Origin of the sequence: Roseovarius indicus (assembly GCF_008728195.1) — a bacterium.
GTDB lineage: Bacteria > Pseudomonadota > Alphaproteobacteria > Rhodobacterales > Rhodobacteraceae > Roseovarius > Roseovarius indicus.
The window spans coordinates 2,509,347-2,523,306 of record NZ_CP031598.1 but is presented as its reverse complement, the minus strand read 5'-3'; the positions used below and the strand labels follow the sequence as shown (position 1 = coordinate 2,523,306).

The following is a 13,960-nucleotide window of genomic DNA, read 5'->3' as shown; positions in this document are numbered from 1 at the left end:
CTCCTTACGTCACTCTATCGCGTTTTCAAAGGCCTGCCGGAATGGGCCTTCAAGCTCGTAGAACTTTCGGTCAAAGTGCCCGAATTCGTCCTCGAGAGCCTCGTCCACGAATTCTTCCGTCGTATTCGGCGCTCTGTGTTCCACGCTTTCCCAAAGCGCGACGGCCTGGGCAAGATTGGCAGCAACCTCGTCCTGCCCGATGCTTCGCGCCGCATCTACTGCGATATGCCATTCACCGGGCTCGGTCACATTCAGGAAGTACTGGAGATGCCCGCCGTTATTGACCTCTGACTGATACCAAAAGAGCGCGTAGAGCGGCTTTTCAGCCTCGATTTGCGGCGCTTCTTCGACAGCGCGCAAAACGAACCTGTTCCAGGGATCGTCAGGCAAATTCATTAGAAGAAGATCTCCGCCGCCGGGATGGCCTGCCGGGTATCGCGGGTCTTTAGAACAAGATTGCCCGCCTCGTCCACCGTCTCGAAGGTGCCGGTGATCTCGGCCTTGCCGGTGCGGGCGGTGATCACCTCGCCCAGCCGCGCCGCCCGCTCCAGCCAAGCCCTGCGAATGGGCTCGAACCCGTATTGAACGAATTGCGCCTCGCATCTGGCATAGGCCGGCGCCAGCAGGTCGAGGAAATCGCCGGCGCTGATCTCCACCCCGGTCTCGGACAGAAGCGAAACGGGCCGCACGGCGCCCGGCTCCACGTCCTCGGCGCTCGGCGCGTGGACAAGGTTGATCCCGATCCCGATCACCAACGGCGACAGGCGCCCGCTCTGCCCGGCCTGCTCGAGCAATATCCCGGCCACCTTGCCTCCATTCAGCAGAACGTCATTCGGCCACTTGAGCGCGAAGCCCTCGGGCCGCCCCGTCGCCGCCACGAACGCATCGTAGAGCGCCAGGGAGGCCACGAACGACCGGAGCGCCACCGTCGCCGGCGGCTCGGTCGGTTGCAAGACGAGGCTCGCGGCAAAATTCCCTTCCGGGTTGGCCCAGGCCCGCCCCCGCCGTCCGCGCGCGGCGGTCTGCTTAAGCGCCAGGATCCACTCCGGCCCGGCCAGCGTGCCAGCCACCCGCGCGGCCTCGGCATTGGTGCTGTCCACCTCCGGCAACACGCGCCGCCCGTACCCCTCTGGCCAGCCCGCGACTTTCATTGTTCCGAAAATACTCCCGCCGGAGGCATCCCCCGGCGAGGCTTGCGCGTCAGGTCAGTTGACAAGGGTCGCCGCCGCGGCCTGTGCCATGCCCTCGATGCCGAACATGTTGACGATACCCAGCAGCATGATCGCGGCCGAGGCCATCAGGAAGCCCCACTGCACCGGCGACTTGCCCGTCTCCAGCGGCTCCTGCTCCTCGCCGAAATACATGTAATAGACGATCCGCAAGTAGTAGAAGGCGCCGATCACCGAGGCCAGCACGCCGGCCACCGCCAGCCACACCAGCCCGCCTTCATAAGCGGCCCGCAGCACATAGAGCTTGCCGAAGAAGCCAAGAAGCGGCGGCACGCCGGCAAGGCTGAACATCAGGACCAGCATCGCCATGGCGCGGCCCGGATGTGCCTTGGAATACATGTTGAGGCTCGAGATCTCGGTCACCGGCTGCCCGTCCCGCTCCATCGACAGGATGAAGGCGAAGGTGCCGACGTTCATGGTGATGTAGATCGCCATGTAGATCAGCATTGCCTGCACGCCGAACACCGTGCCCGAGGCCAGCCCCATCAGCGCATAGCCCATATGCGCGATCGAGGAATAGGCCATCAGCCGCTTGATATCCCGCTGCCCGATCGCCGCAATGCCGCCAAGGAACATCGACAGAAGCGACAGAACGGCAATCACCTGTTGCCAGTCCTGCACCACGCCGCCATAGGCGTCATGCACCACGCGGGCAAAAAGCCCCATCGCGGCCATCTTGGGCGCGGTGGCGAAGAAGGCGGTGATCGGCGTCGGCGCGCCCTGGTAGACATCCGGCGTCCACATGTGGAAGGGCACGGCCGACACCTTGAAGGCCAGACCCGAGATCACGAAGACGATCCCGATCAGAAGGCCAATGGGCGCCTGCCCCTCGGCCGAGGCGATGATCCCCGAAAAAAGCGTGGTGCCGGTATACCCGTAGGTCAGCGAGGCGCCATAAAGCAGCAGCCCCGACGACAGCGCGCCCAGCACGAAATACTTCAGGCCTGCCTCCGTCGACTTCACGCTGTCCCGGCGCAGCGAGGCCACCACGTAAAGCGCCAGCGACTGCAGCTCGAGCCCCATGTAAAGCGCCATCAGGTCACCGGCGCTCACCATCATCATCATGCCGACCGAGGCCAGCGCGATCAGCAGCGGATACTCGAAGCGCAACAGCCCCCGGCGGGCCATGTATTCCTGCCCCATCACCATCACGGCCGCCGCCGACAGCAGCGTCGCAACCTTGGCAAAGCGGGCAAAGGCGTCATCGTTGAACATGCCGCCGAAGGCGGTGCGCGTGCCCTGCCCGGTGGTGCCCAGCCACAGCGCCATCGCCACCAGGATCGCGGCGGTCAGCCATGTCAGCATGCCCGCCATCTTGTCCTTGCCCGTGTAGGCCGTCACCAGCAGTGCGGCCAGCGCGTAGACCGAGATCACGATCTCGGGCAGGATAACATTCAGATCAGCCTGCATCATGGGTCTCCGTTATTCCGCCACCTGCGCCACGTCGTTGGCGGCGCCCGCCTCCGACAAGGCCGTTTCGTAATTGCCGATCAGCGTCTCCACTGCCGGGCCGGTGACATCGGTCACAAGGCTCGGGTAGACGCCCAGCAGCAGGGTCATCACCACGAGCGGCGCAAAGATCGCCCGCTCGCGTTTCGTCATGTCGGTGATCGACTTGAGGCTTTCCTTCACCAGCTCGCCCAACACCACCCGGCGATAGAGCCACAGCGCATAGGCCGCCGACAGGATCACGCCCGAGGTCGCCACGGCCGCCACCCAGGTATTCACCTGGAAGATGCCGACCAGCGTCAGGAATTCGCCGATGAACCCGCTCGTGCCCGGCAGGCCCACGTTGGCCATGGTGAACAGCATGAATATCAGTGCATAGGCCGGCATCCGGTTCACCAGCCCGCCATAGGCGTCGATGTCGCGGGTGTGCATCCGGTCATAGATCACGCCCACGATCAGGAAGAGCGCGCCCGAGATGAAGCCGTGGCTGATCATCTGGAAGATCGCGCCATCCACGCCCTGCTGGTTCGCCGCGAAGATGCCCATGGTGACGTACCCCATGTGCGCGACCGAGGAATAGGCGATCAGCTTCTTCATATCCTCCTGCGCCAGCGCCACCAGCGAGGTATAGACGATCGCGATGGCGCTCATCCACAGCACCAGCGGCGTCATCACGTCCGCCCCCACCGGGAACATCGGCAGGCTGAACCGCAGGAAGCCATAGCCCCCCATCTTCAGCAGGATCGCCGCCAGCACGACCGACCCGGCGGTCGGCGCCTGCACGTGCGCATCCGGAAGCCAGGTGTGCACCGGCCACATCGGCATCTTCACCGCGAAGCTTGCGAAGAAGGCGATGAACATCAGCGTCTGCATGCCGCCCACGATCTGGATGCCCAGAAGCGAGAAGCTCTCGAACGCGAACTCGTGCGTCATCAGCGTCGGAATGTCGGTGGTGCCGGCCTCGGCGAACATCGCAACCATCGCCACCAGCATCAGCACCGAGCCGAAGAAGGTGTAGAGGAAGAACTTGAACGATGCGTAGATCCGCTCCTTGCCGCCCCAGATGCCGATAATCAGGAACATCGGAATGAGGCCCGCCTCGAAGAACAGGTAGAACAGCACCAAGTCGAGCGCCATGAACACGCCCAGCATCAGCGTTTCCAGCACGAGGAAGGCGATCATGTATTCCTTCACCCGGCTCGTCACGTTCCACGACGCGGCGATGGTCAGCGGCATGATGAAGGTGGTCAGCATGACGAACAGAACGCTGATCCCGTCGACCCCCATCTTGTACTTCAGGCCCAGAAGCCAGTCGCGCTCTTCCACGAACTGGAAGCCCGTATCGTTCGGGTCGAAGCCCACGAGGATGAAGATCGACACGACAAAGGTCAGCGTCGTCGCGATCAGCGCCACCCACTTGGCGTTCCGCTGCGCAGCCGCATCTTCTCCACGCAGGAAGATCGCCAGGATGGCCGCAGCGATGGCGGGGATGAACGTGGTGATGGAAAGCAGGTTATCCATTATTCAGCCCCTCCGGTGAAGGTCATCCACGTGACCAGAACCGCGATGCCCAGCACCATGGCGAAGGCATAGGTGAAGATGTAGCCGGATTGCGCCCGGCCCGCGAGGCGGGTGAAGAAGGGAATGACCCCCATCGCCACGCCGTTGAGGAACCCGTCGATGATGCGCCCGTCGCCACCGCGCCACAGCACGCGCGCCAGTCGCTTGGCGGGGTTCACGAACAGGAAGTCGTAGATCTCGTCGACATACCACTTGTTCAGCAGGAACAGGTACAGCGGCCGCTGGCTCTCGGCCAGCGCCTTGGGCATGGCCGGGTTGACGATGTAGAACCAGAACGCCACGAGGAAGCCGAGGATCATCGACACGAACGGACTGACCTTGACCCATGTGGGCACGTGGTGCGCGTCATCCATCACGTGGTTGTCGGCCCCCATGTAGATTGCACCCTGCGGCGCGCCGGCCATGGCCACGTCGTGACCCGCTTCTTCGCCACTCTCGGCGGCGGTGCCGTCCTCGCCATGGCTTTCGTCGGCCACGGCGGCGTCGCCCTCTTCTGCCACGGCCTCTTCGCCGTGGCCCTCTTCGGCAGCGTCCTCGCCATGCCCGGCCTCCGCCTCGGCGTGATGCGCCGGGATCCCGAAGAAGCTGTTCACCTTGTTATGATCGCCGAAGAAGCTGCCATACCAGACCATCCCCGAGAAGATCGCCCCAAGCGCCAGAACGCCAAGCGGCACCAGCATCACCATAGGGCTTTCATGCGCATGCTCATGCGTATGCTTGTCGCCACGCGGTTCGCCGAAGAAGGTCAGGAACATCAGCCGCCAGCTGTAGAAGCTGGTGAACAGCGCCGCGATGACCAGCGACCAGAAGGCAAAACCACCGGCCGTACCCGCATAGGCGCTCTCGATGATCGCGTCCTTCGACAGGAACCCGGCAAAACCGATATGGGTCAGCGGAATGCCAACCCCGGTGATCGCCAGCGTCCCGATCAGCATCGCCCAGAACGTGTAGGGCATCTTCGACCGCAGGCCGCCATAATTCCGCATGTCCTGCTCGTGATGCATCCCGTGAATGACCGACCCGGCCCCGAGGAACAGCATCGCCTTGAAGAAGGCGTGGGTCAGCAGGTGGAACATCGCCACCGAGTAGACGCCCACACCGGCCGCCACGAACATGTAGCCCAGCTGCGAACAGGTCGAATAGGCGATCACGCGCTTGATGTCGTTCTGCACGAGGCCCACCGTCGCCGCGAAAAATGCGGTGATGGCGCCGATGCCAACCACGATCATCTTCGCCTCGGGCGCAAACTCGAAAACCGGCGACATTCTGCAGACAAGGAACACCCCCGCCGTCACCATGGTCGCGGCGTGAATGAGCGCCGACACCGGCGTCGGGCCTTCCATCGCGTCCGGCAGCCAGGTGTGCAGGATGAACTGCGCCGACTTGCCCATCGCCCCCACGAACAGCAGGAAGGCGATCAGGTTGGCCGCGTTCCACTCGGTCCACAGGAAGGTCAGCTGCGTCTCGGCCAGCTCGGGCGCCGCAGCGAAGACATCGTCGAACTTGATCGAGTCCGTCAGGTAGAACAGCGCGAAAATCCCCAGCGCAAAGCCGAAGTCCCCCACCCGGTTGACCACGAAGGCCTTGATCGCGGCGGCATTGGCCGATGGCTTGCGGAAATAGAACCCGATCAGCAGGTAGGACGCGAGGCCAACCCCCTCCCAGCCAAAGAACATCTGCGCGAGGTTGTCCGACGTCACCAGCATCAGCATCGCGAATGTGAACAGCGACAGGTAGGCAAAGAACCGGGGCCGATAGCTCTCGGTATCGTCGTTGAAGTTCTCGTCATGGGCCATGTAGCCCATCGAATAGAGGTGCACGAGCGCCGACACAGTCGTGACCACGATCAGCATGATCGCCGTCAGCCGATCCAGCCGGATCGCCCATGACGTATCCAGCGTGCCTGACTGCACCCAGTCGAGGATATGAATCGAATGGCTCTGCCCGTCATGGCCCAGGAACACGACCCAGCTCAGCAGGCAGGCGAGGAACAAAAGCCCCGTCGTCACCCACTGCGCGGCGGCGTCGCCGATGATCTTCCAGCCGAAACCCGCGATGATGGCGCCCACCAGCGGGGCGAAGAGAATGATCGTTTCCATGTCTACACCGCCTTATGCTTGCAAATGCAGTGGTCGGGAGAAATCGGGCCAACTTCTGCGATCGCTACGTCGGTTGAAAATTCACTCGCCACGTCCTCGAACGTGTACGTTTTGGAACTGGCGATCATCTCGACGATCCTGTCCCGGATGGCAGCAGCGTCGAGGCCGGCGTCTCCGTGTTCGATGAGAAGCATCTTGAGCTGCGATCCGGCAGAACAGTTACCGAGAACAAACCATCTCACATCATGGTTTTCTTCAGCGCGCCCGAAAGCGATCCGAAGCCCATCACTATAGTCCCGCTCGATGAAATACTCGATGTCATCGGCGACACAGTCGGGGCGTTCGTAAGACAAAGCTTGCGCACTTCCCGCAACGGCAACCCCGAACAGCAGCGAAACGATCTTGCTCTTCATCCCGCTCAGCCTTTCATCACGTTGATGTCTTCCACCGCGATCGTGCCGCGGTTCCGGAAGAAGCAGACCAGGATCGCCAGGCCGATGGCGGCCTCGGCGGCGGCCACGGTCAGCACGAAAAGGGTGAAGACCTGCCCCACCAGATCGCCCAGATGGGCGGAAAAGGCGACGAGGTTGATATTGACCGACAAAAGCATCAGCTCGATCGACATCAGCAGGATGATCACGTTCTTCCTGTTCAGGAAAAGCCCGAAGATGCCGATGACGAAAAGGGCCGCAGCCACCGTCAGGTAATGTTCGAGTCCTATCATTTGTCCGTCCCTCTTCGGTCTTGGCCGCCGAAATATCTGTTTGCCGCAAACCCCTGACCGTTTCGGTCAGGGCGCCAGCGTTCGTCTTTAAAGCCCCTGCCCCGGCTTCACGTCCTTCAGCTCCATGGCCTTGGCAGGGTCGCGGTACATCTGCGCCAGAACGTCCTGCCGCTTGACATGCGTCCGGTGCCGCAGGGTCAGCACGATGGCCCCGATCATTGCCACCAGCAGGATCAGACCGGCCAGCTGGAACAGCAGGAAGTACTTGTCGTAAAGGATCATCCCCAGCGCGGCGGTGTTCTCGACCCCCTCGGTCGGCACGGCGGCCCGCGCGGCCTCTGCCCCCTCTGCGACCTGCCAGTTGCCGAAGGCCAGCCCGAACTGCATCAGCAGGATCACCCCGATCAGCAGAGCAAGAGGCATGTACTTTGCCATCTCGGCCTTCAGCTCGGCAAAGTCCACGTCGAGCATCATCACCACGAACAGGAACAGCACCGCCACGGCGCCCACATAGACGATGATCAGCAACATCGCCACGAACTCGGCCCCCAGCAGCACGAACAGCCCCGCCGCCGAGATGAACGACAGGATCAGCCAGAGCACCGAGTGCACGGGGCTGCGGCTGATGACGGTAAAGAGCCCGCCAACAAGCGCCGATATGGCGAATAGATAGAAGGAAAGCGCGGCTACGGTCATCGGTCTTTATCCCCTTCCTTGTCCTCGTCCAGCACCTCTCGGGCGAACTCCATCGCCCGGGTCATGGACGGGATGCCGGCGAACATGGACATTTGCGCGATCGTCTCGGCAATTTCGTCCTTCGTTGCCCCGGCTTCGAGCGCATGGCGCACCGTCATCCGGATCTGCGTGTCGCTCTGGGCGCCCAGCATCGTCAGCCCCGCCAATGTCAGCAGCAGCCGCGTCTTGGCATCGAGACCATCCTTGTTCAACCCCCTGCCGAAGGACATTTCCATGAATTCCTTCGGCATGGTCGGCCAGAGCTGTTCGAACCCCTTCGGCGAGAACGATTCAAGCGCCGGGTTGAAGGCCTTCGCCATCTCCTGCGCCTGGGCCATCATGGCCTCGAAGGGGTTCTTCATATCTGTCATGCCGGGCACCGGTTCGAGCTATAAACACGGCCTGCGATCCAGTCATTTCCATCCAGTTTCGCGGGCGTCAGAACCAGGCGGACCATCTCCCCCTCGCGCTCGAAACGGGTGTCGTTGACAGGGCCACTTTCGCTTTCAGGCCGCCACGCGTCCGGATAATCATTCACCAAACGCTGAAAGATAGCCTGAACAAGAGCCGTGGGGTCATAGGCGCCCATCGTCATGTAGCAGGCACAGCCGGTGTCGGTGTTCTGCAGACTTACCGCGACTTCCGGCTCGTGCATCAGGTTACCGTTGATCGTGCGAAATCCAAGGCTGCGAGCCGTTTTTTCCATTCCCGAAAAACCCGGCGCAGAGCCCATGCACACTTTCGAGAACAGCTCCGCGCGCTCGGCATTCCAGCCCGGCACGTCCTCGGACGCAGCTGAAGCCGCCGAGGCGGCCAAGCCAAAGGCCAGTACACAAAGTGCATGATATGACCTTGCCAGCGGGCTCATCGGTAAGGCGCATCCAGTTCCAGGTTGCGGGCGATCTCGGCTTCCCACCGGTCGCCGTTCTCCAGAAGCTTGGCCTTGTCGTAGAACAGCTCCTCGCGGGTCTCGGTGGCAAACTCGAAATTCGGCCCCTCGACGATGGCATCCACCGGGCACGCCTCCTGGCAAAAGCCGCAATAGATGCACTTGGTCATGTCGATGTCATAGCGCGTCGTCCGGCGGCTGCCGTCATCGCGCGGCTCGGCATCGATCGTGATCGCCTGTGCCGGGCAGATCGCCTCGCACAGCTTGCACGCGATGCAGCGCTCCTCGCCGTTCGGGTACCGGCGCAGCGCATGCTCGCCCCGGAACCGCGGCGAAAGCGGGCCCTTCTCGTGGGGATAGTTCACCGTGGCTTTCGGCGCGAAGAAATACTTCAAACCAAGCTTGAAGCCCTTCGCGAAGTCCTTCAGCAGAAAGTAACCGGCAGCCCGGCCATAATCGATCTGCGTCATCTGTCAGCCTCCAATCGCCCAGCGGGCCCAGAAGCCCCCGAGCACTTCGAATTTCGCAAGGAACGAGATGATCACCACCCATGCCAGCGACAGCGGCAGGAACACCTTCCAGCCGATCCGCATCAGCTGGTCGTAGCGATAGCGCGGCGTGATCGCCTTCACCATCGCGAAGATGAAGAAGAAGAACGCCATCTTCGCGATCATCCAGAACACCCCGTCCGGCAGGCCCGGGATGGGCGACAGCCAGCCGCCGAAGAACAACAGCGAGGTCAGCGCGCACATCAGGAAGATGGCGATGTATTCGCCCGCCATGAACAGCAGGAAGGGCGTTGCCGAATATTCCACCTGGTAGCCCGCCACCAGCTCCGATTCCGCCTCGGGCAGGTCGAAGGGCGGGCGGTTCGTCTCGGCCAGGGCCGAGATGAAGAACAGGAACACCATCGGGAAATGCGGCAGCCAGTACCAGCCGAAGAACCCATAGGCCGTGTCCTGCGCGCCCACGATGGCGCTGAAGTTCATCGAGCCGGTCGAGATGATGACGCCGACAATGATCAACCCGATCGACACTTCGTAGGAGATCATCTGCGCGGCCGACCGAAGCGAGCCCAGGAACGGGTATTTCGAGTTCGACGCCCAGCCGCCCATGATCACGCCGTACACCTCGAGCGAGGAAACCGCGAAGACGAACAGGATGGCCACGTTGATATCCGACAGCACCCAGCCCTCGTTCATCGGGATCACCGCCCAGGCCAGCACCGCCAGCACGAAGCTGGTCAGCGGCGCCATCATGAACACCGCCTTGTCGGCGCCCGCGGGCACGACCACTTCCTTGACCACGTATTTCAGCGCGTCGGCCACCGTCTGCAGCAGGCCATAGACGCCCACCACGTTCGGCCCCCGGCGCATCTGCACCGCGGCCCAGATCTTGCGGTCGCCATAGACGAGGAAGAGCAGCGAGATCATCACGAAGCCGACGACGGCCAGGCACTGCGCCACGATCAGCAGCGCGATCCCGAGGGGGGTTGTCAGAAATTCAGCCATCAGCTCCTCACACCATCGGTATTCCGTTTTCCGCGCAATCGGCGGCGACGACTTCGGCGTCTATTTTCCTGATCCCATCGGGCAGCGCCGGCGAGATCGTGTAAACCGCATCTCCGCGCCAGATGCCACCCTCTTCGACCACTTTCGTGCGCACATGTCGCGCAAATCCGAAGCCACGGATCAGAGTATACTGCGCTGCAGCACATTCGGCGTAGCGATCGACATCCGTGGTGTCCCGCGCACCGGCCATTTCGACCCGGAAACTGACCAGATCACCGTCCAGCAGGCGGGTTTCGATTCCCCGGTAATCGGGCCGGAACTGGGTCACGCTTTCGGACTCGGCCGCGTCGCACCCCGACACGGCCGTCGCTACCGACATCACAAGCGGAGATATGAGCGCACCGCGCCCCATTACTCGGCGGCCACCTGCTCTGTCCGGCGGGCCTTGGCCTCGGCCGACAACTCGGCCATCAGCGCGCTGGCCCGTGCGATCGGGTTGGTCAGGTAGAAGTCGTTGATCGCCGGCATCAGCTGCCCGGCGCCCAGCTCGACCTCGTCGACCAGCGTCCACTCGTTCTCGGGCACCCGGTCGACCTTGGCAAAGTGCGGCACCGCCTCGACCATGGCCCGGCGCAGCTGCGCGATGCTGTCGAAGGGCAGCGCGCTACCCATCTCGCCCGATAGCGCCCGCAGGATCGCCCAGTTCTCTTTCGCCTCACCCGGCGGGTGCCCCGCGCGCAGCGCCAGCTGCGGCCGACCCTCGGTGTTGACGAAGAGCCCCTGCTCTTCCGTATAGGCCGCCGCCGGAAGGATCACGTCGGCACGATGCGCGCCCCGGTCGCCGTGGCTGCCCTGGTAGATCACGAAGGGACCACTGGCGATCTCGATCTCGTCGGCGCCCAGGTTGTAGACAACATCGGCCCCGTCCAGCGCGCCCTCGACGCCACCTTCGGCCACCGCGCCCACATCCATCGCGCCCACGCGCGACGCCGCGGTATGCAGCACCATCATCTTGCCGCCCAGCTTCTCGGCCAGCCGCATCGACAGGCTCAGAACTGCCGGGCCATTCTCGCCCCGAAGACCGCCCTGGCCGACCACGACAATCGCGCCCTCGGTCGCCTCGGCCTGGCTCAGCGCCTGCGACAGGAACTTGTTGCGCGCGCCCAGCTGGGTCGCCTCGTAGGTCAGATCGGTATGCTGACCGATATGGATGACCTCGGCCCCCTTCAGCCACGCCTTGCGGATGCGCGCATTGAGCACCGGCGCTTCGATGGCCGGATCGGTCCCGATCAGGTAGACCTTTTTCGCCGTATCCAGCTCCTCGACCGTGGCATTGCCCACATAGGCCGACCGGTTGCCCGCTGGCAGATGCGCCCCGTCGGTGCGGCATTCCACTTGACCGCCTGCGCCTTCAACCAGCTGTTTCAGCGCATAGGCGCCTTCCACCGGGGCCAGATCGCCGACCAGCCCGGCCACCTTCTTGGCGCCCTTGATGGCCTCGGCCGCTTTCGACAATGCCTCGGGCCACGTGGCAGGCTTCAGCTTGCCGTCGACGCGGATATACGGCCGGTCCAGCCGCTGGCGACGCAGGCCATCCCACACGAACCGCGTCTTGTCGGAAATCCATTCCTCGTTCACGCCGTCGTGGTTGCGCGGCAGGATCCGCATGACCTCGCGGCCCTTCGTATCCACCCGGATGTTGCTGCCCAAAGCATCCATCACGTCGATCGTCTCGGTCTTGGTCAGTTCCCACGGCCGCGCGGTGAACGCATAGGGCTTCGACACCAGCGCGCCCACCGGGCACAGGTCGATGATGTTGCCCTGAAGGTTCGAATCCAGCGTCTCGCCCAGGTAGGCGGTGATCTCGGCATCCTCGCCCCGGCCCGTCTGGCCCATCTGGTGAATGCCGGCCACCTCGGTGGTGAAGCGCACGCAACGCGTGCAGGAAATGCAGCGCGTCATGTGAGTTTCCACCAGCGGCCCCAGATCGAGGTCGTCAACCGCCCGCTTCGGCTCGCGGAAACGGCTGAAATCCACCCCGTAAGCCATTGCCTGGTCCTGCAAATCGCATTCCCCGCCCTGGTCGCAGATCGGGCAATCGAGGGGGTGGTTGATGAGCAGGAACTCCATCACCCCCTCACGCGCCTTCTTGACCATGGGCGAGTTGGTCTTGACCACCGGCGGCTGGCCCTCCGGCCCGGGCCGCAGGTCACGCACCTGCATGGCACAGCTTGCCGCGGGCTTGGGCGGGCCGCCCACCACCTCGACAAGACACATCCGGCAGTTGCCCGCGATCGACAGACGCTCGTGATAGCAGAAACGGGGAATCTCGATCCCCGCCTGCTCGCAAGCCTGGATCAGGGTCATCGCCCCGTCGACTTCGATCTCGTTGTCGTCGATGATGATTTTGCGAAGGTCAGACATCCGTTCTCACTTTGCTCTCAGTAACTGGCCGATCCGGCTTTTCTGGGCGATCTCCGCCCGGCCGAGCACACACAGGCTCTCGGCATCCAGATTGCTGGCCCCCCTGGCTTCGAAATAGTCGTTGCGCCGCTGGCGCATCTTTTCCTTTTCGACGTCGTCATTGATATACGCGTCGATCTCGGCCTCGCTGTAGCCCCGGGCCGAGGCCAGCGATTTCAGACCGTTGGCATAGCTCTGCGCCTTGAAGAACTTGCCGCCGATGCTGCTGCATTCGCGGCGGATCTTGTCGGCCACGGCCAGCGCCAGCAGGCCTTCGTTGATATCCCGCTCGTTCTCGAGGCCGGCCCCGGCGCTGGCACCGGCAGCACCGGCCGACAGGGCAAGGCTCAGGACAAGGGCAGTCATGCGTTTCATGAGGATTTCCTTTCACACACACGGGGGCGCGCCACGGCGGCACACCCATCTGCTGCGCAGATGGGAAGCACGCCGCGTGATATGCAATAACACGCGCGCGAAACCCCTGATATGAAAGGCAAAATCACCAAAGGATGCATTCCCCGCTGAAGGTCAGCCGCCCGGGCTGTTGGGCCAGCACCGCGTCGGGCGCATCCGGCCCAACGCGCCACTCGATCTCCGAGGTGCCATAGTTCTTCAGGCAGTATTGCTTGCCGCCATAGCGCCCGGCCTCGCGCGCACCGGCCATGCCCTGGTCGGCCCGGCGGATCGACACGGTGAACCGCTTCCGGTCAGACTTGTCGACGGCCCGCGCCTTGTGCGGATAGTAATTGCCATTGAAATAGACCCGTTCGCTTTTCTTCGAACAGCCCGCCACGGCCACAGTCGCCACCAGCAGAAGCGTCACCGCCGCCTTATGCAATTTCCGTTCAGCCATTGAAAAATACCGCCTTTACAACAAGATACGCAAGGCCAAGGCACATGAGCCAGCCCGCGACATAGGTGAAGGACCTCAGGCCCATATCCGGTTTTCCGATGCCGTTGATATGCACCACCGCCAGAACCAGACGCAACAGAAGAAAGCCCGATGCGAAGAGGTTGACCCAGAAAGGGCTGCCCCCGGCAAGGATCGCCGCCAGCGTCAGCCCGACAAACGCCGCCATCGACTCGGTCAGGTTGCCATAGGCCCGGTGCCACCGGTAACAGCTGTCGGAATAATCCGCCACCGGCTGTGCGCCCGGCGCCAGCCCCGCCTGTGTCTTGCGGATCGCGGACAACGGGCTCAGCACCAGCTGCAGCAGCGCCAGTCCCACGATCGCCACAAGGGCGTGTCCGTATTCCGCAAAACCCGTCATCGGTTCAGC

At 63.1% G+C, this 13,960-nt stretch carries 17 protein-coding genes; all 17 read right to left on the bottom strand.

All coding sequences use genetic code 11. The annotated features are described in order from the left end of the window. Nucleotides 1-9: 9 nt before the first annotated feature. Nucleotides 10-396 (bottom strand): DMP19 family protein, encoded by a 387-nt coding sequence (locus RIdsm_RS11805; RefSeq protein WP_057816561.1) that lies wholly within the window; start codon nt 394-396, stop codon nt 10-12. Continuing rightward, nucleotides 396-1,151 (bottom strand): biotin--[acetyl-CoA-carboxylase] ligase, encoded by a 756-nt coding sequence (locus RIdsm_RS11800; protein ID WP_057816560.1) that lies wholly within the window; start codon nt 1,149-1,151, stop codon nt 396-398. Before RIdsm_RS11800 ends, RIdsm_RS11805 begins: the two co-directional genes overlap by 1 nt. Nucleotides 1,152-1,205: 54 nt before the next feature. Beyond that, nucleotides 1,206-2,642 (bottom strand): NADH-quinone oxidoreductase subunit NuoN, encoded by a 1,437-nt coding sequence (gene nuoN, locus RIdsm_RS11795; RefSeq protein ID WP_177228375.1) that lies wholly within the window; start codon nt 2,640-2,642, stop codon nt 1,206-1,208. 9 nt (nt 2,643-2,651) lie between these two features. Continuing rightward, nucleotides 2,652-4,199 (bottom strand): NADH-quinone oxidoreductase subunit M, encoded by a 1,548-nt coding sequence (locus RIdsm_RS11790; RefSeq protein ID WP_057816559.1) that lies wholly within the window; start codon nt 4,197-4,199, stop codon nt 2,652-2,654. Then, entirely contained in the window at nt 4,199-6,358 is a 2,160-nt protein-coding gene (gene nuoL, locus RIdsm_RS11785) for an NADH-quinone oxidoreductase subunit L (protein WP_057816558.1), read from the bottom strand. Before nuoL ends, RIdsm_RS11790 begins: the two co-directional genes overlap by 1 nt. Nucleotides 6,359-6,360: 2 nt before the next feature. Next, on the bottom strand, nt 6,361-6,771 hold the full coding sequence (locus RIdsm_RS11780) for a hypothetical protein (RefSeq protein WP_057816557.1): 411 nt from the start codon (nt 6,769-6,771) through the stop codon (nt 6,361-6,363). A 5-nt stretch (nt 6,772-6,776) separates the two neighbouring features. Further along, nucleotides 6,777-7,082 (bottom strand): NADH-quinone oxidoreductase subunit NuoK, encoded by a 306-nt coding sequence (gene nuoK / locus RIdsm_RS11775; protein WP_057816556.1) that lies wholly within the window; start codon nt 7,080-7,082, stop codon nt 6,777-6,779. Between the two features lie 87 nt (nt 7,083-7,169). Then, the gene (locus RIdsm_RS11770; protein WP_057816555.1) at nt 7,170-7,778 is read right to left on the bottom strand and encodes an NADH-quinone oxidoreductase subunit J; all 609 of its coding nucleotides are present in this window, start codon (nt 7,776-7,778) and stop codon (nt 7,170-7,172) included. Further along, nucleotides 7,775-8,188, bottom strand: coding sequence for a carboxymuconolactone decarboxylase family protein (locus RIdsm_RS11765; protein ID WP_057816554.1), 414 nt, complete (start codon nt 8,186-8,188; stop codon nt 7,775-7,777). Before RIdsm_RS11765 ends, RIdsm_RS11770 begins: the two co-directional genes overlap by 4 nt. After that, nucleotides 8,185-8,685, bottom strand: coding sequence for a hypothetical protein (locus RIdsm_RS11760; protein WP_138179204.1), 501 nt, complete (start codon nt 8,683-8,685; stop codon nt 8,185-8,187). Before RIdsm_RS11760 ends, RIdsm_RS11765 begins: the two co-directional genes overlap by 4 nt. Continuing rightward, on the bottom strand, nt 8,682-9,176 hold the full coding sequence (nuoI, locus tag RIdsm_RS11755; protein WP_057816552.1) for an NADH-quinone oxidoreductase subunit NuoI: 495 nt from the start codon (nt 9,174-9,176) through the stop codon (nt 8,682-8,684). The genes RIdsm_RS11760 and nuoI overlap by 4 nt, the downstream gene beginning before the upstream one ends. Before the next feature lie 3 nt (nt 9,177-9,179). Beyond that, on the bottom strand, nt 9,180-10,217 hold the full coding sequence (nuoH, locus tag RIdsm_RS11750) for an NADH-quinone oxidoreductase subunit NuoH (protein WP_057816551.1): 1,038 nt from the start codon (nt 10,215-10,217) through the stop codon (nt 9,180-9,182). Nucleotides 10,218-10,224: 7 nt separating this feature from the next. Further along, nucleotides 10,225-10,596, bottom strand: coding sequence for a hypothetical protein (locus RIdsm_RS11745; protein ID WP_236553233.1), 372 nt, complete (start codon nt 10,594-10,596; stop codon nt 10,225-10,227). Nucleotides 10,597-10,628: 32 nt separating this feature from the next. Further along, on the bottom strand, nt 10,629-12,641 hold the full coding sequence (gene nuoG, locus RIdsm_RS11740) for an NADH-quinone oxidoreductase subunit NuoG (RefSeq protein WP_057816549.1): 2,013 nt from the start codon (nt 12,639-12,641) through the stop codon (nt 10,629-10,631). A gap of 6 nt (nt 12,642-12,647) precedes the next feature. Next, complete coding sequence (locus tag RIdsm_RS11735) at nt 12,648-13,055, bottom strand: DUF5333 domain-containing protein (RefSeq protein ID WP_057816548.1); 408 nt, start codon at nt 13,053-13,055, stop codon at nt 12,648-12,650. A 124-nt stretch (nt 13,056-13,179) separates the two neighbouring features. Continuing rightward, nucleotides 13,180-13,533, bottom strand: a complete 354-nt coding sequence (locus RIdsm_RS11730) for a hypothetical protein (protein WP_057816547.1) — start codon at nt 13,531-13,533, stop codon at nt 13,180-13,182. Next, on the bottom strand, nt 13,526-13,951 hold the full coding sequence (locus RIdsm_RS11725) for an MAPEG family protein (protein WP_057816546.1): 426 nt from the start codon (nt 13,949-13,951) through the stop codon (nt 13,526-13,528). The genes RIdsm_RS11730 and RIdsm_RS11725 overlap by 8 nt, the downstream gene beginning before the upstream one ends. Nucleotides 13,952-13,960 lie beyond the last annotated feature (9 nt).